Genomic DNA, 19078 nt, shown 5'->3' with positions numbered 1-19078 from the left:
GCGGCAAAGCCGTGCCAAGCTGGAGGTGAGACAAGCCCGCCGCCATGGATTTGATGGCTTCACGCGGTCGCGATTATGGTTGTAAGAAGCGCGCTCTGTTTGCGCTAACGAATTGGGGGAGGTTTTCATGACGCCGATCGAGCCTGTTTACGGCACCGCCACGCTGCTGATCATCGCGGCCTTGGCCATCGTGCTGCTGCTGTTCCTGATCATGCGGCTGAAGATGCACGCGTTCATTGCTTTGGTGCTGGTCAGCCTGGTCACCGCCCTGGTCGCGGGCATTCCGCTGAACGACGTGATGCCGACGCTGCTGCAAGGCTTCGGCAACACGCTGGCATCGGTCGCGCTGCTGGTCGGGTTCGGCGCCATGATCGGCCGCCTGCTGGAGGTGACGGGCGGCGCGCAGGTGCTGGCCGACCGGCTGATCGCCCAGTTCGGGGAACGCCGCGCGCCCTTCGCGCTTGGCATCGCCTCGCTGCTGTTCGGCTTTCCGATCTTCTTCGACGCGGGGCTGGTGGTGATGCTTCCGATCATCTTCAGCGTGGCGCTGCGGTTCGGGGGGTCGGTCCTGCTCTATGCGCTGCCCGCCGCCGGGGCCTTCGCGGTGATGCACGCCTTCGTGCCGCCCCATCCCGGCCCGGTCGCGGCGGGCGACCTGCTGGGCGCGGATATCGGGCTGCTGCTGATCGTGGGCGTGATCGTCGCGATCCCGACCTGGTATCTGGGCGCCTATCTGTTCGGGCAATGGGCGGGCAAGCGCTTCGTGGTTCCGGTCCCCGAACTGCTGGGTGCCGACCTGTCGCGGGACAACGCCGGGCCGGTCCCGCGCTTCGGGCAGGTCATGCTGGTCCTGCTGCTGCCGCTGGGGCTGATCTTTCTCAACACCGGGCTGAACACGCTGGCGACCATCGGCCTCGTCGATGGAGAGGCGGCCTGGATCACCGGGCTGCGCCTGCTGGGGCAGACGCCCGTGGCGCTGCTGATCACGCTGCTGGTGGCGATGGCGATCCTGGGCAAGGGCAAGCCTGCGTCCGAAGTGGAACGGATCGTGGACCGCGCGCTTGGCCCGATCTGCGCCATCATCCTGGTGACGGGCGCGGGCGGCATGTTCGGCGGCGTGCTGCGCGCCAGCGGCGTGGGCCAGGCCCTGGCGGGCAGCCTGGAAGCCGTCGGGATGCCGCTGATCGTCGCGGCCTTCGTCATCTCGACCGCGCTGCGGGTGGCGCAGGGGTCGGCCACGGTGGCGCTGACCACCACGGCCGGGCTGATCGCCCCCACCGTCGCCGCCACCACCGGCCTGTCCGAACTGGACCGCTGCTTTCTGGTCATCGCCATCGCGGGCGGCGCCACGGTGCTGAGCCATTTCAACGATTCCGGCTTCTGGCTGGTGGGACGGTTCCTGAACATGGATGAAAAGACCACGCTGAAGACCTGGACGGTGATGGAGACCCTTCTGGGCAGCATCGGCTTCGCCTTCGCCCTGCTGGGATGGTGGCTGCTGTGAGCGCGCAGCACATCGTCGTCATGGGCGTGTCGGGCAGCGGCAAGACCACCACCGGCACCGCCCTGGCCGCCCTGATGGGCTGGCCCTTCGTCGAGGGCGACAGCTTCCACCCCGAAGTCAATGTCCGCAAGATGGCCGAGGGCATCCCCCTGGACGACACCGACCGCGCGCCCTGGCTGCAAGCCCTGGCCGATCAGATCGCCGCCAGCGAGGCGCGGGGCGAAAGCTCGGTCCTGGGCTGTTCGGCGCTGAAGCGCGCCTATCGCGACATCCTGCGCGGCGGCGCGCCTCGGGTCCGCTTCCTGCATATCCACGGCCCGCAGGATCTGCTGGCCGAACGGCTGAACCACCGCGCAGGCCATTTCTTTCCCCCCAAGCTGCTGGAATCGCAACTGGCGACGCTGGAGCCCCTGCAACCCGACGAGGATGGCGCGGTGGTTGATCTGGCCCTTCCGGTCGAGGATCAGGTGCGGGCGGCGGTGCGGCTGCTGGGGCTGTCTCAAGGTTCGTAAGCGGGCCGGGTCGCAAAGCCGGGCTGGACAGCCCTATCTGTCACAAAAGGACAGTAAGATCCCGTGTGTCGGCGCCGACAACGAGATATTCAACCGTATTCGCGCCAGCAAGGAAGAAGTCCTTCACCGTGGCGGCGGTTGATAGGTTTCCGGCTGATATCTGGCTGGCGACACCGATCACAAGGTTGTTGCCGTTTTGGAAGGTCGCCCAATCCCCGCCATAATAAGAACTGCTCAACTCGATGACGTCAGCCGTCCCGAGGGTGTCTGCAACAGTACCCGGCCAAGGAGGTCTCTGAGCGGCTCGGGGTGAGCACGCACTCGCTCTATGCCTGGAAGCGCAAGTTCGCGAAGGCGGTGTCGGGTGAGACGGCAAAGGATGCCGAGATCCGACGACTGAAGCGAGAGCTGGTCCGGGTATCGGAGGAACGTGACATCCTAAATAAAGCCACCGCGTATTTCGTAACCGCCCGATTTCCGCCCCAGTCTGACGTGGTATGCTCAGGCTATGGAGATTGATCGGGACAAGATCGATGATGCCGTTCTGGCGCTGCTGTGGTTGACGCTGCATGACGAGCGGCGGGCGTGGAAGGGCTTTGACTGGGACGCCCTGGAGCGGTTGCATGCCCGGGGTCTGATCGCCGATCCGGTCAACAAGGCAAAGTCGGTCATCCTCACCGATGAGGGTCTGAGGCAGTCTGAAGAACTCTTTCGGGCGCTGTTTACGCGGCCTCGATCTTGACCGTCCCCATTGGCGCCCAGTTCCAAGGCAGCAATTCGCCGAGACGGTTGCTCATGTGATCGTGGATGCGGTCCAGGATATCGGCCAGGTAAGCCTGCGGATCCAGCCCGTTCATCTTTGCTGTTTCGATAACCGTCAGGGCGCGGGCGAGCGTTTCGCCGCCCGCGTCCGAGCCTGCGAATAACCAGTTCCGTCTAGGGTCTACCGCTCACTGTCCTCGGAAAGCTTTCGCACCGCCCTACGCCAGTTCCGTGAAAGCCAACGGCACGCTGGCTGGGGCCGCGGGCCTTGGGCTGCAACTCTGGCTCGCCGGCCTGCTGATCTGGGCGGTCGGCCATCTCACAGCGGTCTGGGCAGCAAAGCGCGATCCGCTCTTCGTCGAGGTCGCGCGCCGCCATCTGCGTCTGCCTTGCCACCTCTCAGTGTAAGGATGAACCATGATGAACCTTGCCGAATACCGCCGCACCGCATCCCGCCTCGCCGACTTTCTGCCCTGGGCGGCACTGGTCGCGTCTGGCGTGGTGCTGAACAAGGACGGTTCGTTCCAGCGCACGGCGAAGTCTTGCGAACCGGATCTGGACTCTGCCGTCGCGGCCGAATAGCTGCGCACGGCGAAGCGCCCCGTTTCCGAGAAATGGCGGCGCTGATCCGGGAATAGGCCGGTCGAGAAATGCAGGTCTGGCCGCAATCCTTGGCCGAATGCCCTGCTATGCGGGCAGTTCCTTCAACGGATTTGCATAGGGCACGCCGAGCGGCGCGAAATGCCGCTCGTTGGCGGTCAGCACCGTCAGGCCCTGCGCGGCGGCCGTCGCCGCGATGGCGATGTCCTCGAAGCCCGGATCATGGGCACGCGCCTGGTCGAGGATCGCCCCGGCGTGACGAGCCTCCTCGATGCCGAAAGCGAGGATCCGGCGGGCGTAGAAATGCTCGACCGCAGCGAGCCAGCGGCGCAGCGCCGGGGCCTTGCTGCTGGCGCCGATCCTGACCGCCCGGGCGATGCCGGCCTCGATCTCGGTGAATAGCCTTCGAGTTTCTTAGACGCCTTCCCGTCTCATCATCTGCCGTCGCTCGAACTCTGCGGGCGACAGCATTCCGTTTCTCGCATGTTTGCGCTTCGGGTTATAGAACATCTCGATATAATCGAACACGTCCTGCCTTGCGTCTTCGCGGGTCCGGTAGGTCCTGCGCCTGATCCGTTCGCGCTTGAGCAGGTTGAAGAAGCTCTCGGCAACAGCGTTGTCGTGACAGTTGCCACGGCGGCTCATGGAATGCTCAAGATTGTGGGCGCGCAGGAATGCTGCCCAGTCCATGCTGGTGAACTGGCTGCCCTGATCTGAATGAACCAGCACCTTGGTCTTCGGCTTGCGCCGCCAGACGGCCATCAGCAGGGCCTGCAGAACGACATCTGTCGTCTGCCGACTTTGCATCGACCAGCCAACCACACGCCGGGAATAGAGATCGATGACCACCGCGAGGTAGGCGAACCCCTCTTGCGTCCGGATGTAAGTGATATCGGTCACCCAGACCTTGTCCGGGGCCTCGACGTTGAACTGCCGGTCGAGGGTGTTGTCGACCACGACCGACGGCTTGCCGCCATAACTTCCGGGGCGGCGCTTGTAGCCGATCTGCGCCTTGATCCCCGCAAGCTGCGTCAATCGGGCGACCCGGTTCGGACAAATGCTTTCGCCCTGTTCAACCAGATCATCATGCAGCTTGCGGTAGCCGTAGACCTTGCCGCTCTCGGCCCAAGCCTTCTGCAGCAGTTCGGTCTGGCGCCTGTCTTCCTGGGCTCGCGCGCTCACCGGCGCCTGCAGCCAGGCATAGAACCCGCTCGGCTGGATGCGCAGGCACCGGCACATCGCACGGATGGAAAACTGACCCCGATGCTCGGCCACGAACGCGTATCTCACTTTGCATCCCTGGCGAAATACGCGGTGGCTTTATTTAGGATGTCACGTTCCTCCGATACCCGGACCAGCTCTCGCTTCAGTCGTCGGATCTCGGCATCCTTTGCCGTCTCACCCGACACCGCCTTCGCGAACTTGCGCTTCCAGGCATAGAGCGAGTGCGTGCTCACCCCGAGCCGCTCAGAGACCTCCTTGGCCGGGTAGCCCCGCTCCGTGATCTGCGCCACCGCATCGCGCTTGAAATCGTCAGTGAAATTACCTGTGCCCATCATGGCCTCCTTGCCTCAAAGTTAGCGAAAAAGGCGTCCACGAAACATGGGGCTATTCACTGCGATGGTGATGGCCGAGAGATAGAGCCGGTCGCTGTGGACGCGAATCCATGCAGCGAGAACATCGGCGTCTCGCCTCGTCGGCGCGGAGGCCGAAACGATGTTGGTATCGAGCAGGTACAAGATTCAGAGGCTCGTATCCCGCAGCGCGCGTGCAGGCTTGCGGGTGCGTTCGGGGATATCCTCCGGCTGGCCGGGAAAGGCCAGCAGCAGGTCGGCGAAATCCGGAACTCGCGAGATGCGCTGCCATTCCTCGAAGGAGAGCAGCACCGCCTCCTTGCGGCCGTGCCGGGTGATGACCGTCGGCTCGCCGGCCACGGCCTGATCGACCACGGCGGAGAGCGTCGCCTTCGCATCCCTGATGCTGGAGTTCCTTCATGGCCGTTCCTCGCAATGACTATCTGTAGTCATATGGGATGGCAACACCGGCCGTCAATGTGATCCAGCCCACACTTCCGGCCAAAGCTCCAGTCCACGCCGCCATCGCCACGCGCGACGCCGGAGACATGCTGACCCAGATGCCGTTCGAGCGAGGGCGTCCACGGCACCAGTTTGAAGCCGAGCCCGTCGTCGATCATGGCCAAGCGGCCGGAGGCCAGGGCGAATCGCCGGCGATAGGTGACCCCGATGCGAGTGGCGAGTTCCGCCTGGATTAAGCCCTTAGCGCGGCGCCGCGCGGCCAACGCGGTCGCCGCCTCTGCGCGATCCGGCGCCCAGCCCCAGCGCACGCCCAGCACCGCTATCTCTGCGACAAGGGCGTGAAACCCCCTTCATCCTGCTCAAGCACCCGGAGCGTCGGCAGGCTGATTTGCGCCATGGAGGCGACATCGGCCTGCGTCATGCCCCGTGCGCGGCGCGTCACACGGAGAAGACTCATGTCAAGAATTGTTTCTTTTTCCAGTGAGAAAAAGGAAAGGATTCCTGACACCATCTGCATCACCTTGATTGGGGGGTGCCAGAGAGGAGCGTCAAAAAGGGTGGGAAGCTGTCAGTCGCGTTGCGGCATAGTGACTTCAGAAACGTTGCATTAGCGGCCATTCGTATGGAGCACCACTATCGGCCCAAGCTTACGATCTAGAGCGGCCGGATAGTCCTGATCGGCGAGACGCTCTTTGGTGGCCGGTTCATCCCCGCGCATGCGGGGAACAGATGACGACCTGATCCCATTCCGTCGCCTCGCGCGGTTCATCCCCGCGCATGCGGGGAACAGCGCTCTGGATTGGGAATTACCCGGTCGGCGCGCGGTTCATCCCCGCGCATGCGGGGAACAGGAGGACTTCCGGTTCCACGATCTGCGGCACACCGGTTCATCCCCGCGCATGCGGGGAACAGCGTGGCCTGCATGATCAGCCGGTGTTCGTTGCCGGTTCATCCCCGCGCATGCGGGGAACAGCCATTATTTCCAGACACTTAGACAAGTGCTCCCGGTTCATCCCCGCGCATGCGGGGAACAGGGCCTATCGGAGTGTTCCGCAGCATGCGGTCTCGGTTCATCCCCGCGCATGCGGGGAACAGCAAGAACCGGAAATCGTCCTGCTCGAGGTCGGCGGTTCATCCCCGCGCATGCGGGGAACAGAAAGCTGGCAGGTATCCCATCAGGTGACAGGGCGGTTCATCCCCGCGCATGCGGGGAACAGGTCGTCGCCAGCGCTCGGCTTGGCGGTAAGTGCGGTTCATCCCCGCGCATGCGGGGAACAGTGCGCTGTAGCTGCCACTCGTAGCTGACAGCACGGTTCATCCCCGCGCATGCGGGGAACAGGCCGGCGAAGTTGGGATCGCCGGGTTTGGCGCGCGGTTCATCCCCGCGCATGCGGGGAACAGCATCCGCCGCGTTCCATCAGCAGGATCAGATCCGGTTCATCCCCGCGCATGCGGGGAACAGCAAGGCTGCGCTCTTGATATCCTCGGGCACATCGGTTCATCCCCGCGCATGCGGGGAACAGTTCCAGGCCATGCGGAAGCGCCTGCAGGCGCGCGGTTCATCCCCGCGCATGCGGGGAACAGGTTTCGGACGTGCTGGACGATCAGCCGATGACCGGTTCATCCCCGCGCATGCGGGGAACAGTGCTGGTGCGTGACATCGATCTCCTCAGGTGTCGGTTCATCCCCGCGCATGCGGGGAACAGAGGCCACGCTCAAAACGCTTTCAGGGATGCAGCGGTTCATCCCCGCGCATGCGGGGAACAGGGCGAGAAACAGGTCAGGCGCACGGAATGCCTCGGTTCATCCCCGCGCATGCGGGGAACAGCGCCGGCGTCTCTGTCGGCAGCAGGCCCGCCTCGGTTCATCCCCGCGCATGCGGGGAACAGGCCGCGAGCGCATCCGCACGGCGGCGGGCTGGCCGGTTCATCCCCGCGCATGCGGGGAACAGTGTTGCCGGGCGACCGATGACTCGGCCAGCGGCGGTTCATCCCCGCGCATGCGGGGAACAGTCGACGGGCTGGTCGATTTCCTGGAGCGCGGCCGGTTCATCCCCGCGCATGCGGGGAACAGCGATGGGCCGAAGACCCGCGCGGCCGCTCTGGCGGTTCATCCCCGCGCATGCGGGGAACAGATCCTGGACGGAGTGGCGGCAGGGGATGCGATCGGTTCATCCCCGCGCATGCGGGGAACAGACCCGCCGCTTGGGCGAGGTTGTTACCAAAGCCGGTTCATCCCCGCGCATGCGGGGAACAGCGGGGAACGGAATGGCGTCGATCATCGGTCAGCGGTTCATCCCCGCGCATGCGGGGAACAGACTCGACCGAGAACGGGACGCCCTTTGTCTTGCGGTTCATCCCCGCGCATGCGGGGAACAGCCATTTCGCCCCCCGATGCGTGATGATTGCCCGCGGTTCATCCCCGCGCATGCGGGGAACAGGGACAGCAGTGCCCGCAGGAGTGCGATCTTGGCGGTTCATCCCCGCGCATGCGGGGAACAGGTGATCTCGAACCCCTCGCGCCGACCGATCTCCGGTTCATCCCCGCGCATGCGGGGAACAGAGCCTTGCTAAGCCGTTCCCGCAGCAGGTAGCCGGTTCATCCCCGCGCATGCGGGGAACAGTTTCCTTCTGCTCTTCGAGCAGTAGGTTCTCCCGGTTCATCCCCGCGCATGCGGGGAACAGTTTTTCAACTTGGTTTCGCGTATGCCGATTTCCGGTTCATCCCCGCGCATGCGGGGAACAGGATGTGAACAAGGTCTTTGAGGTTAAGGGCGTCGGTTCATCCCCGCGCATGCGGGGAACAGGTGTTGGAGTTCCATGTGACCCCGGTCCTGCGCGGTTCATCCCCGCGCATGCGGGGAACAGTGCGGGGTCTCTACTGGGACGCAACCCTGCCGCGGTTCATCCCCGCGCATGCGGGGAACAGTCACTGCGCCCGGCATCACCGCTCCCGTGACCCGGTTCATCCCCGCGCATGCGGGGAACAGCGGACCAGGCTGGCTGCGTTAGTCTGGCCGTTCGGTTCATCCCCGCGCATGCGGGGAACAGTCTTCGTGGAACCTATTGATCTACCGATATTCCAGCAAGACTGAGGAATCTACCAACTATCCGGCATCATTGCGGGGAAAGAACGAGACGAGCTTCAGCCCATCGAAATCGACAGGCATGCGGCGATTGCGGCCGGCCGTCTCGAAAGCATAGCCCTGATCTGTAGGCGCGCTCCAGATCATTACCGCGTCGCCCTGCTCGATGCCGCCGGTCACCTGGGACCAGATCATCTCTCGCGTGCGGGACGAATATTCTCCGACATAGACGCCCGCGCGAACTTCGACCAGCCAAGCCGCCAGGCGACCGCGCAATCGAGGCGGAGCATTCGCCACCACGATCACGATCATCAACGATGCCCCTCGTCGCCGGACTGGTCGTCGGGAAACGCTGGGCCAATCGCATCGGCGGGCGGCTGGGGACGTGGCAGTTCGCCGGCTTCCAGAATCTCCTCAATGCGTGGAATGATCCTGGCCAACAGGCCGGATTTGCGGAATACGTCCCGGCAGGCCAGCCGCACGGCCCGGTCCGGGCTCATGTCCAGCTTGCCCCGCGCGGCGAGACCTGCGATGCGAAAGGCCTCGGGGACCACGGTGTCGATCTTCCACAAGTCGGCAATGTCGTAGACAAAGGACAGCGGCTTTCCGCTGTGCAGGAAGCCGATCGCCGGTGCATAGCCCGCCGCTAGCACCGCAGCCTCGGTCAGGCCGTGCAGGCAGGCGGTCGCGGCCGACAGGCATCGGTTGGGCACATCGCCCGCCTCCCAGTCCTTGGGATCATAGCTGCGCCGGGTCCAGGGAACGCCATGCGCCTGCGCCAGAAGTTCATAGGATTTGCGCACCCGCACGCCCTCGATCCCGCGCAGTTGGTCGATCGAGCGACGCAAGGGCGCGTCTTCGCCAAAGCGCAGCGCGAACATCTTGCGCACGACGCGCAGCCGCGCGGTGTCATCCAGCGCCAGCCGCGCCTGCCACAGCAGCCGGTCGGCGCGCGCCCCGCCAGGCTGGCCGGCCGAATAAAGCCGCACGCCGGCCTCGCCTACCCAGGTAATCAGTGTGCCGGTGCGCGCGGCCAGCGCGACTGCGGCATGCGAGATCCGCGCGCCCGGTTCCAGCATGACCCCAGCCAGCCCGCCAATCGGGATCTGGGTGCGGGTGCCGTCGGCATTGACCGCAACAAAGGCACCATCGGCGACGTCCAGTTGCGCACGCTCGACAAAGACCAGGGTCGAGCGGTCCTTTATCGGGATCGGCCTCGGTGGCGGCAGGCCCGGCATGGTCATGCGGCACGGGTCCGGCGGATCAGCATCAGCCCGTGGCCAAAGGACTTGGCCCGGCCGAATCCCTGGGCGATCCGGTCCAAGAGCAAGGCCGGATCCTCGACACGAACCACCCCAGCCATGTCCAGCACGCCGAACTGCGGCTGGCCCCGGCGCGGACCGCGATGATCGGGCAAAGCCACGACCGAATAGTCCGCGACCTCGGCCCGCTCGACATGGAAACCGCCGCGCTCGCCCTGGCCTTGCAGCCATTTCAGGCCGGCGTCGGCGGCCGCGGCCATGCGAGCCTCGGCGCGCTGGCCCCTGGGCAGGTCGCGAATGGCGTGCATGACCACATCGTCATGCTTGCGCCGCTCCTTGCCCGAGGCGGTCACCTCGCCGGTCTTGCGGGTGCGGGTGGCATTCGCGCGCAGGACGAAATCCAGCCGATCGCCGGGGGCAAGCGCCGGGGTAAACGCCTTGACCTCGGGGGGGTCGAAGAATGGCGAATCCGCCGGCCGGCGGTGCGACAGGACAAAGAACCGGCCGTTGCCTTCGGCCCGCCACAGGAAATCGCGGCTGGCATCGGCATCGCCGGCAAAGGCCGACCACAGCAGGCGGTGATGGGCATCGGTGGCCCGGCTGCGTTCCTGAGGGTCGATCAGGCGCTTCAACACCTCAACCGACGGGGCGCGGGACAGCGTCAGGCGGGACAGAAACAGGCTCATGCGGCCCCCTGCGGATGCAGGACATGCACCGCGCGGCTGGAGAAATGCCAACGCTGGCGGTCCAGCGCCACGTCATTGCGCCGCTCGACCCGCGCGCCGGGCAGCGCCATGTCTGAATAGATCACCTGCGCCTGCGGCGCGTCCCGGAATGCAGGCATCTGCGCGGCGGCAAGTGCGGTCATCGGGTCGTCAGCCTGGACCAGCCGAGGCGCGGGCGGCACCGATAGCGGGCAGGACTTGCGCCCCAGGTAAAGCGTGAACACAGGCCGCAGCAGCGCGTCGCGAAACGGTGCCATGTCCAGCCCCCAGACGGCAACGGCATAAAGCACGCCCGTGCGATAATCGCGCTGGGTCAAGGTCGTATTGACGGCGCGGCCCGCGCGTCGCAATGCCTCGGCCCGGCTATCGGGGTGCTTGACGGCCGCGCTGGGGACGGTCTGGACAGTGTGATAATCGCGCAGCGGCTGGCCGGCGTCATGGATGGCGACGGCGGTTTGCAACGCATCGAGCGCCGCAAGCCCGGCGGCATCCTCGCGGCGGATGCCGCGCGCCGCCGCCAGAAGGCCTAGGATGGCCGAACGGCCCGGCCAGGTCAGCGTGCCCCGCCGCTCATGCCCGGCCAGGTCGCCGTTCGCGGCCAACGTGGCGCAAAGGGTAAAAACCAGATGCTCAGCCATCCAGCCGCTCCAGCGCGCTGGCGGCAAACTCCTCGATCTCGGCCAGTGTACCCTGGCCCTTCGGCACGTCCATGATCTTGTGGGCATCGCAGGTGGCGCCATAGGCCCGGTCAATATCGGCCGCGGTCCGTTCCAGCGCCCGCGCCGAGGCGTCGAACAGATCATCCCCCCTGACCGGGGCGAAAAAGGCGCCGGTCAGGTCACGGGGCGTGTTGCTGCCCAGCTCAGCCCGCACATAGCCGGCGCGCGGGTAATGCGCGTGGCTGTTTTGCTTGCCCGAGGGCGTGGCGGTGGCGATCGCCCTGACCAGCGCCCGCAGCCCCCGCGCCGCCAGTTCCTTGTCGCCGCCCAGGTTTTCGACCAGCAGATCGGTGTTGACGCAGGCATAAAGGTAATAGACGCCCGACCCGAAGCCATGCTCGCCCAGATGCGCGCCGCCAGCATTGCCATCGCGCTTGAGGTCATCGACAGCGGTGAAATAATCATCCTCGGCCACGGCGCGATGTGTGGTGATGGCGTGCGAAACCTGCACGGCGGCATCGCGGTTGAAATCGGGATTGTCGGCCAGCATGCGGCCAAACATGGCAATGTCCACCGCGCCATCGGCGGTGCGCAGCACGGTCTTGGCCAACTCCTTGTCCTTGGGCATTTCCTCGCCCGCCAGCGCCTTGTCGGCCAGCGCCAGCGCAAAGCCGCGTTCGTCGGGCGAGACAAAAGCCAGCGTCGTGCCCTGCATCTCGTCCGGGCGCTTCTTGTCCTGCGGCTCGATCTTGCCGAACACCTTGGCGATCTCCTCTGCGCGCGTGCGGGCCTGCGCAGGCTCCATGCCGCCGGCGATCAGGTAATCCAGCACGTCCTTGGCGATGAACTTGGTGCGCTGTCCCATGTGACCGGCCAATCCCTGCCGGAACGGCTCGGACAGGCGCAGCGCCCGCTTCACCGACTGGCTGGACAGCCGCAGCCGCGGCGCGCCGCCGACCAGCGCCTGTTTCGGTCGCCCCTGGTCGTCGCGGTTCGGGTTCGAGGGCGGATAGGCGGTCAGCAGGTGCAATTGCAGGAAGGTGGTCATTGGGAAACATCCTCGGCAGCATCGGATTGGGCGGGACGCCCGGCGTTGAAATAGTCGAAATACCAGGTGCGGCGGATGTCGTCGCCGCGCTCGCCGTCCCAGTTCAGGACATCGCGACCCAGGCTTACGACGGCGCATCCGCCCTCGGTCATGGCAAGGGCGCGGCGCAGGGCGCGGGACAGGCCGTCCGCCTCGCTGCGCACCAGCCGTTCGAAACGCGCCCGCGACATGGCCGGCGGATCGCCCGCGCCCAGCACCCGCGCCAGGCTGCGGGCATCGCTGCGCTCGACCAGGGCCAGGACCTGCACGGTGCGGATCAGCGCCTCGGGCCGGGCGCGCAACCAGGGTGCGCGGGCCACCAGGTCATGCACCTGCGGCTGGGCCAGCACGTCCAGCGCCTCGGCCCGCCGCAACCGTGCGCGCAGGGCGCGGGCGGCAGAGTTGTCATCCCCTGGGCGCAGCACCTCGCGCCACCAGGCGGCCAGGGTCTTTCCGATGTCGTCGGTCATGCGGTTTCCTTTGCCGGAACCGGGATATCCAGTTCGCCATACAGTTTCGCGCCCGGCTTGCTGCGCCCGCCGAACATCGCCCGCAGGTGCTTGCGCTCGGTCAGGATCCTTTCCACGTCGGCAATGCGGGCGGCGGCCAGGCCCGGCATGGCCTGATCGTCGAAAATGCCCATGGCGGTGGTCTCCATCACCGCAAGCCAGCGGGCCACGCTGTCGGGGCGGGCGCACAAGTCCTCGAACGGAGTCTGGGTGCGCAGAAAGAACTCCTCGCGCAGGGCATCCAGCGCCGTCCCCTCGCCGACAAGAGGCCTCAGCGCATTGCGCAACGCCAGGGCCGCCATCTCGGCCGCCGCGACCATCTTCTGGATGCGGTCCAGCATGGCCGGATCGCCGATCATCGGCTCGTGCGACAGGGTAAAGTCGCGGGGCTTCATGTTGTCCATCGCCCAGCCGGCGACGATCACCCGCGCGCCGGGCAGGCTGCCCACCCGGTCGCGATAGCCGCTCAGGGCGGCCGCCTGGTGCCGGGTATCGCTGCGCGCGGCCGCGTTGATGCCCAGCCAGTTGCGATAGCCGAAGGCGCCGGCGCGGGGATGCTGGGACAGCCATTCCTCGGCCGCCTTGACGCAGTAATAGGGGGTCAGCGGATGGCGCCAGCCGGCGTAGTTGGCGCCATAGGGCTTTTGCAGCACGCCGGTCACGGCCTCGCCGTCAAAGACCAGCCGAAGGCGGCGCGGCATGCCAAAGAACGCTTCGGCCAGATTGCCGTCCTCCGGCTCGCCGACCACCTGCCCGGCGTCCGAGCGCCGGGTCGCCCGCATCCACGGCAGCGCGTCCGTGCCCTGCGGCCGGCCCAGGGGAACATTGGCCCAGACCAGCGGCCACAGCCCCGGCTGCGGCGGCTCGGCCAGCGTCACCATCGGCCCGCCGCCGCGCATCGAGGTGCGGTTGCCGGCCCCGCCGGCGGGGGCCTGCGACTGCAAGGTGTAAAGCGCCATCGCCGCCATCGCCGGGTCCAACCGCGGATAGCGCCCGCGCCGCACCATCAGGTCGGCATTGTTCTTGGCCGTATTTCCGCCAGCCGAGTCGATGAACAGCATGTCCGGCGCATTGATCTCGGCCTTGGCATTGGCGGCTTCGAAGCGTTCCATGTCCTGCAGAAAGCGCGGGCCGTCGCCGCCCAGGTCGAAGGCGGGGGCCAGGGGGGCAAGGGCGGCGCGCAGGCGTTCGGGATCGGCCTGCCGTTCGGCCCAGTCCTCGACCTCGAGGGCGGGATCGGCCAGATAGACCAGCCCGATCAGCAGTTCCAGACAGGCAATGTTCAGATCGGCGCGCGGCCAGTCCGGGAACAGGACATCGGCCTCGGCGATCTGGTCGGGCCGGATGATCCGTCGTCCACTTGCGCAACGAACCGGGATCCAGGCGTCGGCAATCAGATTGAGCGACAAGGAGGGCACTCCGGCAACTGGGAAACAACCCGAGATGGCTTTTCGATATGTACTGCAATTTCAGACTGCAGCGCCTTTGGGCATGCGTCAAGTCGTCGCCGGCTGCGGCACGGTCGTGAACAGCAGCCCCATCTCGCCGTCATAGGCCAACCCCTTGCAGATCGCGCCATCCTCGCCGACCACGCACAGCGTCACCGCCGCCTTGCGCCAGTCGGGCCAATCCTTGCGGAAGGCGGCGAACTCGGGCGTTTCCTGATCGGGCAGCTCCAGCCCCGCCAAGCGTCTCGCGCTGGCCGAGACCTCGCTCAGCGCCGCCGCCTCGCCCGCATCCGTGCCGTCGGCCCAGAACCGCAACGCGCCACCCACCCGGCGCAACAGCAGCAGCACCCGCATTTCCTGTCCCAGCCGCGTCGGGTAGTCCAAGTCGTCGGAGCCACCGCCGCCGTCTCGATACCCGTCCTCGATGCGGATCGTCGCGTGGCGGGCGCGGGTGCGGCGGGCATAGGCCTCGCCCTCGGCCTCGATTTCGGCCCGCTCCAGCGCCGCCGGGACAGGAGCGGCATCGGGGCCATGCACGGCCTCGATCAGGGCGCGCAGATTGTCCGGTGCGCAAATGGCGCCGGCCTGATCCAGCACCATCGCGGTGCGCCATTGCTCGGCCAGCGGATAGACCCAGGCCCCCGCCCCCAGCGTGTCGTGCAGCCATCGGTCATCGGCGACCTGCGCCGGGTCGGGCGCCAACACATGCAGCAGCGGCGCGGCGACCGGACGGTGGGCCGCCGGGCGCAGGTCCATGTGCCGCCACAGCCGTCCCGCCCGCTGGATCAGCGAGGCGACCGGTGCCAGGTCCGACACCATCACATCGAAATCGCAATCCAGCGATGATTCCAGCACCTGCGTGCCGACAAGCACCCGCCCCGCCCTGTCCACGCCGTCGCGGCCGAACCGCGCCATCATCCGCGCCTCGATCCGCTTGCGGTCGTAAAGTGTCAGCCGCGCGTGCAGCAGATCGGCCGGGATGCCGCGCGCGCGCAGCGCCTCGGCGGCGGCAATAGCCTCGTCCACGGCATTGCGCACCCAGACGCAAGCCGCACCGGCCGCCGCCTGCCGGGCCAACACCGCCAGCGCGTCCTCGGTCGAGGCCAGGCGCCGCACCGCGACCGGACCCTTGCCGGACGCCGGTCGGTCGAAACCGCGCAATGCCGTCCCGCCGGGGATCGACAGGCTGGGATAGGACGGATCGTCGTCTGCGGCAAAGGGCTGTCCCGCGCCTTGGGCAAAGGCCTGCGACAGCCGTGCCCGCAAACCAAGCGGCAGGGTTGCCGTCAGCAGGATGGCCGATCCGCCCTGCATCGCATGCAGGCGCAACAGCACCGCCAGTTCGTGCGCCAAGTAGGGTTCGCCCAGCTCATGCGCCTCGTCCACGATCAGCACCTTGCGCGACAGCCCCCAGTTGCGCAGCGTGGCAAAGCGCGTCGGCAACACCGCCATCAGCGCCTGATCGATGGTGCCGACGCCGATATCGGCCAGCAGCGCACGGCGCCGGCTTTCAACCAGCCATTCACCGCAGACCGGCGCGTCCGAGCCGGGCGCGGTGTTCTGCACCTCTCGGAAATCGACCGACAGACCCGCCCGGCCATGCGCCAGCGTCAATGACGGAGCGTCCTGGAACAGTCCGCCGACGATATTGCGGGCGCGGCGGAACATCGCATCCGCCGTCGCCATGGTCGGTAAGGCGAAGTATGCCCCCTGCCCCTTGCCCGCGCACAGCATGCGCTGCAACAGCAGGAAGGCGGCCTCGGTCTTGCCGGCGCCGGTTTCGTCCTCGATGATCGCCAGCATGGGACCCAACGGCAGCGCGATGTCACGCGCCGCCCGCTGCATCGGCCGCAGGGCAAAGTCGAACAGCGGATCAGCCCTTGGACCGGGCGGCAACAGACCCGCCGCATGCAGGGCCATAGGCGCGATCCGACGAGCGACATCAAGGTATTCGGCCAGCGTCTGCGTTGCCGGAGTGGCAGGAAACCATGCGGCATTCGAGCCGACCCAATCCGCGACGGTGGTGACACCCGCCAGATGCCAGCTCAGTGCCTTGGCCTCGCGCTGGCGCAAGCCGTCCAGCCGCGCCTCGGGCCACAGCGTCAGGCAGGCTCGCACGAAATCCAGCGCATCGTCATGGGCCTGCGTTCCGGCGCGCGATCGCATGGCATCAAGATGGCGTGGTATCTCGGCCGTTGGAGGCCTGCCGTGATGGCCCGCGATCGCCGCAATCAAGGGCAGCAGCGCCTGATGCTGCCCCCCCAGATGCTGCAACAGCAGCGCAAGGATCTGCGGGTCATGCAGCCATGCCTCGGTGACCTCCCAATGCCGCCGGTCCTGCACCACGCCCTCGCTCAGCGCACGGCGAAAGACCTCGCCAATCTTGCCCAGATCGTGCAACGCGATCAGTAGGCAATATAGGGCGCGCCGGGGATGATCGGCTAGCAACTCATCGGCCACGGCGGCCACGTCCAGCATGTGATAAGCCGCAGGATGGACCGGCGCCCCGGGCGTCACAGGGCTTTTCCCCGGCCAACGTGCGATCTGCGTCAAATCCATAAAGAAGCCGCCAATTAACCGATTGATGTTGGTGCTATCATGCCTTCTGGCGCAAGCAAGATCTGTTCTGCCTCGCGCTCGATAGTCCTCTCTGAGCAACGTATTTAGACGGTAATGGCCGTCCGGGTTGGCGTGACCCGGCTTCGTGCCATTGGTGATTGGCGTTCCTTCCGATCCTCCTGCGGAGATGGGGTGGTTGCCGCCCTCCCCAGACGGCATCGCAATGTGCCAGGTGTTCAGTCCCGGCATCTGGTGGATCGGGTTTAGGATGAATCTGTCTGGCTCTGATGTCCAGATCTTGCAGATGTATTCGTAGGGCGTGAGGCCGCCGAAGGTCTTGAGCCTACGCGCGAAGTTGTAGGCTGCCATGAAGTCGGCGAGATGCGTGCGGAGCGCTTTCGACAGCTTCAACGCTAGAATGCTGCGCGTGGCGGCATCGAAAGCGACGCAGACCCAATAACGTCCAATCGCGAGATCACGCAGCCAGGCGTCGCTGATATCGAAGCCTCCTGCGGCGAGGACCGCCATCAGGTCGATTTCCCATTCATTCATCTCGATGAGTTGAAGCGGTACATCGACTTGAAGACCCGCACCGTAACCACCCAGGCGGTTTTTGGCCTCGGCAACGCCATGGCGCGCGGCGCAAAGTTCGAACCTATCGATTTCCACCAGTCTGCGCCGGACGGTGCTTTCGGATACCTCCAGCATGGGGGGCAATCCGGCAGATCCAGCATCCGCATTACACTCGCGGATTTCAGCATTGATTGCCCGGTGCAGTTCGGGAACAAAAATCCGGTTGGGGTGCAGGTAATCCGCAAGCTTGCGTTGCAGGATCGCCTCTTGGTCGCGACCAATCTTGCGGGCATTGACTCCGTTGAACCGTGACTTCTTCACCAAGGCCATCGGATCGCGGGTCTTCTCCCAGATGCGAACCCACCCCATCAGGCTGGTGCGGCAGGGCGCGGGCCTGAAGACCGCGTCAGGCAAGACGTTGCCATTTGCGGCTTGCCGCATCTTCTCCCTAACGCGCCTTTCGAGTTTGGGGATAAAAGCCGAGCAGGACCGATCCGATCGCGAGACCTCGCCGCTGGCTTCGGCGGCGAGAAACGCCTCGCACCAGTCGACCTTCCAGAACACCAGTTGCTGTTCCACACTCGACAGGAGAGCCAGCAAACCGCGTCCCGCCATGGCGCGGCGCGCAGCCTGACGGCTGCCGAAATAGCCATATTCTACCTCGAAGTTGCCCGAGTTGATCTGCCCCATCAGTTCGAGGTGGCTCAGGCTCATCGGCGCGTCCTCGCCGCCGAGCGGGCGCAATTCGACGACATGCGGATCGATCCGCGCGACGGCGCAGAGGGTGCCCTGCGCGATGACAGCATCGGCGCGGGACAAGCGCAGCATCGTCATGGCCGGTCCTGCGGCGGCAGCAGGACAGTCGCAGATGTGATGCGGCTATCGAGATCGGCACGCGCCAACCCCGCATAAATGGCCCGGACCAATGCGCGGAAAGCCCGACCGCCCAAGCCGCTCCCGGTGACGATATGCGCGACGCTGAACGGTTGCCGCTGCGCCGCCAGCATATCTCTGACGATGCTATCCGCTTCCGGATCGGGGCAGGTGCGGAACATGTGCAGCAACTCGGCATTATGCACCGCAGCGGCGGGAAGGGCATTTTCGGTGACCAGCACGACCTCATCAGCGAAGCGGGGCGGCAGGGCCGTGCGGATACGGGCAAGCGTGTCGCGAAAGCCGATCCGGTCTGCACGGGCCTGTGGCTTGACGGCAATTGCAACACGACGGCCACCGTTGAACTCGGCCAGATAGTCGAAGACGTGATGGGCCGTACGACCCCGTCTGTCCGTGAAGGCGATTTTCGGCGGCTGGTCCCACAGGTTCCACAGATCATTGCGCGCCAGCAATAGCAGCGCCGTCTGACGTTCCAGATTGCTCTCATAGATGATCTGGCGGGGCCGGGCCTCCACCGGCAGATGCGCCAGCAGAAAGCCACGCGAACTGGATTTGGACCGTGCCGGAAAGCTGCGTGTACCGGTGCTGCGCTGTGGCGGCTGCCAAGGCTTTTTGTCATCGTCGTCGGACATGGGTTATTGGCCAGGCGGCCAGCACGCGCCGGCCGCCATCGGCCCTCCTTCATGGGTTTGGGTGTGCGGGACCGGCGCGCCAGATCACCTGCACGCTTGACCGGTCCCGGATTATGGGTCATGAAAGAGGTGTATCGGATTGCTATCTTGATACACCGAAGAAGGCCTTGAGGGTTGCCGCCCTCTTGGCCTTTTCCTTTTCTAGGTCATGGTTCGCCTCCCTGATAACGA

General features: G+C 66.0%; 19 protein-coding genes, 4 pseudogenes and 1 CRISPR repeat array. Of the genes and pseudogenes, 6 read left to right on the top strand and 17 right to left on the bottom strand.

The window, feature by feature from the left end; all coding sequences use genetic code 11:
- Positions 1-127: 127 nt before the first annotated feature.
- Together PXD02_RS04150 and PXD02_RS04145 are read left to right on the top strand one after the other, a co-directional pair.
- Entirely contained in the window at positions 128-1504 is a 1377-nt protein-coding gene (locus PXD02_RS04150) for a GntP family permease (RefSeq protein WP_275105663.1), read from the top strand.
- Positions 1501-2016: a gluconokinase gene (locus PXD02_RS04145; protein ID WP_275105662.1), complete on the top strand. Its 516-nt coding sequence runs from the start codon at positions 1501-1503 to the stop codon at positions 2014-2016. The genes PXD02_RS04150 and PXD02_RS04145 overlap by 4 nt, the downstream gene beginning before the upstream one ends.
- 40 nt (positions 2017-2056) lie before the next feature.
- Here the strand turns inward: PXD02_RS04145 and PXD02_RS04140 are convergent, their stop codons facing one another.
- Complete coding sequence (locus PXD02_RS04140; RefSeq protein ID WP_275105661.1) at positions 2057-2254, bottom strand: hypothetical protein; 198 nt, start codon at positions 2252-2254, stop codon at positions 2057-2059.
- A gap of 38 nt (positions 2255-2292) precedes the next feature.
- On the opposite strand from PXD02_RS04140, the pseudogene PXD02_RS04135 reads away from it, so the two are divergent.
- Both PXD02_RS04135 and PXD02_RS04130 read left to right on the top strand, forming a co-directional pair.
- Positions 2293-2466, top strand: a pseudogene (locus PXD02_RS04135) (transposase); the annotation flags it as partial.
- A 58-nt stretch (positions 2467-2524) separates the two neighbouring features.
- Positions 2525-2758 carry a DUF6429 family protein gene (locus PXD02_RS04130; protein WP_268944286.1) on the top strand — a complete coding sequence of 78 codons (234 nt, stop codon included), beginning with the start codon at positions 2525-2527 and terminating at the stop codon, positions 2756-2758.
- Here the strand turns inward: PXD02_RS04130 and PXD02_RS04125 are convergent.
- A pseudogene (locus PXD02_RS04125) lies at positions 2739-2954 on the bottom strand (transposase domain-containing protein); the annotation flags it as partial. The gene PXD02_RS04130 and the pseudogene PXD02_RS04125 overlap by 20 nt on opposite strands.
- A gap of 64 nt (positions 2955-3018) precedes the next feature.
- Here PXD02_RS04125 and PXD02_RS04120 point away from each other — a divergent pair.
- Positions 3019-3186 (top strand): annotated as a pseudogene (locus tag PXD02_RS04120) (VirB3 family type IV secretion system protein); the annotation flags it as partial.
- A gap of 9 nt (positions 3187-3195) precedes the next feature.
- Positions 3196-3360, top strand: coding sequence for a hypothetical protein (locus PXD02_RS04115; protein WP_275106476.1), 165 nt, complete (start codon positions 3196-3198; stop codon positions 3358-3360).
- Positions 3361-3465: 105 nt separating this feature from the next.
- Here PXD02_RS04115 and PXD02_RS04110 read toward each other — a convergent pair whose 3' ends face one another.
- The 15 genes and pseudogenes from PXD02_RS04110 to PXD02_RS04040 all read right to left on the bottom strand — a co-directional run bounded on the left by PXD02_RS04110 (position 3466) and on the right by PXD02_RS04040 (position 18847).
- Positions 3466-3738: a PIN domain-containing protein gene (locus PXD02_RS04110; RefSeq protein ID WP_275106357.1), complete on the bottom strand. Its 273-nt coding sequence runs from the start codon at positions 3736-3738 to the stop codon at positions 3466-3468.
- A gap of 54 nt (positions 3739-3792) precedes the next feature.
- Positions 3793-4934 (bottom strand): IS3 family transposase gene (locus tag PXD02_RS04105; RefSeq protein WP_275106356.1). Its coding sequence is split into 2 segments (ribosomal slippage): positions 3793-4694 and positions 4694-4934, totalling 1143 coding nucleotides; the frame shifts between segments, so codons are not numbered across the junction.
- A 186-nt stretch (positions 4935-5120) separates the two neighbouring features.
- Positions 5121-5327 carry a type II toxin-antitoxin system Phd/YefM family antitoxin gene (locus tag PXD02_RS04100; protein WP_473092054.1) on the bottom strand — a complete coding sequence of 69 codons (207 nt, stop codon included), beginning with the start codon at positions 5325-5327 and terminating at the stop codon, positions 5121-5123.
- 74 nt (positions 5328-5401) lie between these two features.
- Positions 5402-5731 (bottom strand): DUF3363 domain-containing protein, encoded by a 330-nt coding sequence (locus PXD02_RS04095; protein WP_473092053.1) that lies wholly within the window; start codon positions 5729-5731, stop codon positions 5402-5404.
- A 2-nt stretch (positions 5732-5733) separates the two neighbouring features.
- On the bottom strand, positions 5734-5925 hold the full coding sequence (locus PXD02_RS04090; RefSeq protein WP_275105660.1) for a RodZ family helix-turn-helix domain-containing protein: 192 nt from the start codon (positions 5923-5925) through the stop codon (positions 5734-5736).
- A 189-nt stretch (positions 5926-6114) separates the two neighbouring features.
- A CRISPR array of direct repeats spans positions 6115-8464; the repeat unit is 29 nt; unit sequence CGGTTCATCCCCGCGCATGCGGGGAACAG.
- A 56-nt stretch (positions 8465-8520) separates the two neighbouring features.
- The gene (cas2e, locus tag PXD02_RS04085; RefSeq protein ID WP_275105659.1) at positions 8521-8811 is read right to left on the bottom strand and encodes a type I-E CRISPR-associated endoribonuclease Cas2e; all 291 of its coding nucleotides are present in this window, start codon (positions 8809-8811) and stop codon (positions 8521-8523) included.
- Positions 8811-9743, bottom strand: coding sequence for a type I-E CRISPR-associated endonuclease Cas1e (cas1e, locus tag PXD02_RS04080; RefSeq protein WP_275105658.1), 933 nt, complete (start codon positions 9741-9743; stop codon positions 8811-8813). The genes cas2e and cas1e overlap by 1 nt, the downstream gene beginning before the upstream one ends.
- Complete coding sequence (gene cas6e / locus PXD02_RS04075) at positions 9740-10447, bottom strand: type I-E CRISPR-associated protein Cas6/Cse3/CasE (RefSeq protein ID WP_275105657.1); 708 nt, start codon at positions 10445-10447, stop codon at positions 9740-9742. Before cas6e ends, cas1e begins: the two co-directional genes overlap by 4 nt.
- Positions 10444-11124 carry a type I-E CRISPR-associated protein Cas5/CasD gene (gene cas5e, locus PXD02_RS04070; protein WP_275105656.1) on the bottom strand — a complete coding sequence of 227 codons (681 nt, stop codon included), beginning with the start codon at positions 11122-11124 and terminating at the stop codon, positions 10444-10446. The genes cas6e and cas5e overlap by 4 nt, the downstream gene beginning before the upstream one ends.
- Complete coding sequence (cas7e, locus tag PXD02_RS04065) at positions 11117-12193, bottom strand: type I-E CRISPR-associated protein Cas7/Cse4/CasC (RefSeq protein WP_275105655.1); 1077 nt, start codon at positions 12191-12193, stop codon at positions 11117-11119. The genes cas5e and cas7e overlap by 8 nt, the downstream gene beginning before the upstream one ends.
- Positions 12190-12702 carry a type I-E CRISPR-associated protein Cse2/CasB gene (casB, locus tag PXD02_RS04060; protein WP_275105654.1) on the bottom strand — a complete coding sequence of 171 codons (513 nt, stop codon included), beginning with the start codon at positions 12700-12702 and terminating at the stop codon, positions 12190-12192. The genes cas7e and casB overlap by 4 nt, the downstream gene beginning before the upstream one ends.
- Positions 12699-14150, bottom strand: coding sequence for a type I-E CRISPR-associated protein Cse1/CasA (gene casA / locus PXD02_RS04055; protein ID WP_275105653.1), 1452 nt, complete (start codon positions 14148-14150; stop codon positions 12699-12701). The genes casB and casA overlap by 4 nt, the downstream gene beginning before the upstream one ends.
- 87 nt (positions 14151-14237) lie before the next feature.
- Entirely contained in the window at positions 14238-16748 is a 2511-nt protein-coding gene (gene cas3, locus PXD02_RS04050) for a CRISPR-associated helicase Cas3' (protein ID WP_275106354.1), read from the bottom strand.
- Between the two features lie 231 nt (positions 16749-16979).
- Positions 16980-17141 (bottom strand): annotated as a pseudogene (locus tag PXD02_RS04045) (IS481 family transposase); the annotation flags it as partial.
- A gap of 1010 nt (positions 17142-18151) precedes the next feature.
- The gene (locus PXD02_RS04040) at positions 18152-18847 is read right to left on the bottom strand and encodes a hypothetical protein (RefSeq protein WP_275105652.1); all 696 of its coding nucleotides are present in this window, start codon (positions 18845-18847) and stop codon (positions 18152-18154) included.
- Between the last annotated feature and the right edge of the window lie 231 nt (positions 18848-19078).

Origin of the sequence: Paracoccus sp. S3-43 (assembly GCF_029027965.1) — a bacterium.
Lineage (GTDB): Bacteria > Pseudomonadota > Alphaproteobacteria > Rhodobacterales > Rhodobacteraceae > Paracoccus.
This window is presented reverse-complemented; position numbering and strand designations above follow the sequence as displayed.

What these genes read in the sequence shown, in the direction of transcription:
- PXD02_RS04150 (WP_275105663.1), top strand. Translation starts at nt 128, where the DNA reads ATGACGCCGATCGAGCCTGTTTACGGCACCGCCACGCTGCTGATCATC.
- PXD02_RS04130 (WP_268944286.1), top strand. Translation starts at nt 2,525, where the DNA reads ATGGAGATTGATCGGGACAAGATCGATGATGCCGTTCTGGCGCTGCTG.
- PXD02_RS04115 (WP_275106476.1), top strand. Translation starts at nt 3,196, where the DNA reads ATGATGAACCTTGCCGAATACCGCCGCACCGCATCCCGCCTCGCCGAC.
- PXD02_RS04090 (WP_275105660.1), bottom strand. Translation starts at nt 5,925, where the DNA reads ATGGTGTCAGGAATCCTTTCCTTTTTCTCACTGGAAAAAGAAACAATT.
- cas2e (WP_275105659.1), bottom strand. Translation starts at nt 8,811, where the DNA reads ATGATCGTGATCGTGGTGGCGAATGCTCCGCCTCGATTGCGCGGTCGC.
- cas1e (WP_275105658.1), bottom strand. Translation starts at nt 9,743, where the DNA reads ATGACCATGCCGGGCCTGCCGCCACCGAGGCCGATCCCGATAAAGGAC.
- cas6e (WP_275105657.1), bottom strand. Translation starts at nt 10,447, where the DNA reads ATGAGCCTGTTTCTGTCCCGCCTGACGCTGTCCCGCGCCCCGTCGGTT.
- cas5e (WP_275105656.1), bottom strand. Translation starts at nt 11,124, where the DNA reads ATGGCTGAGCATCTGGTTTTTACCCTTTGCGCCACGTTGGCCGCGAAC.
- cas7e (WP_275105655.1), bottom strand. Translation starts at nt 12,193, where the DNA reads ATGACCACCTTCCTGCAATTGCACCTGCTGACCGCCTATCCGCCCTCG.
- casB (WP_275105654.1), bottom strand. Translation starts at nt 12,702, where the DNA reads ATGACCGACGACATCGGAAAGACCCTGGCCGCCTGGTGGCGCGAGGTG.
- cas3 (WP_275106354.1), bottom strand. Translation starts at nt 16,748, where the DNA reads ATGGATTTGACGCAGATCGCACGTTGGCCGGGGAAAAGCCCTGTGACG.
- PXD02_RS04040 (WP_275105652.1), bottom strand. Translation starts at nt 18,847, where the DNA reads ATGTCCGACGACGATGACAAAAAGCCTTGGCAGCCGCCACAGCGCAGC.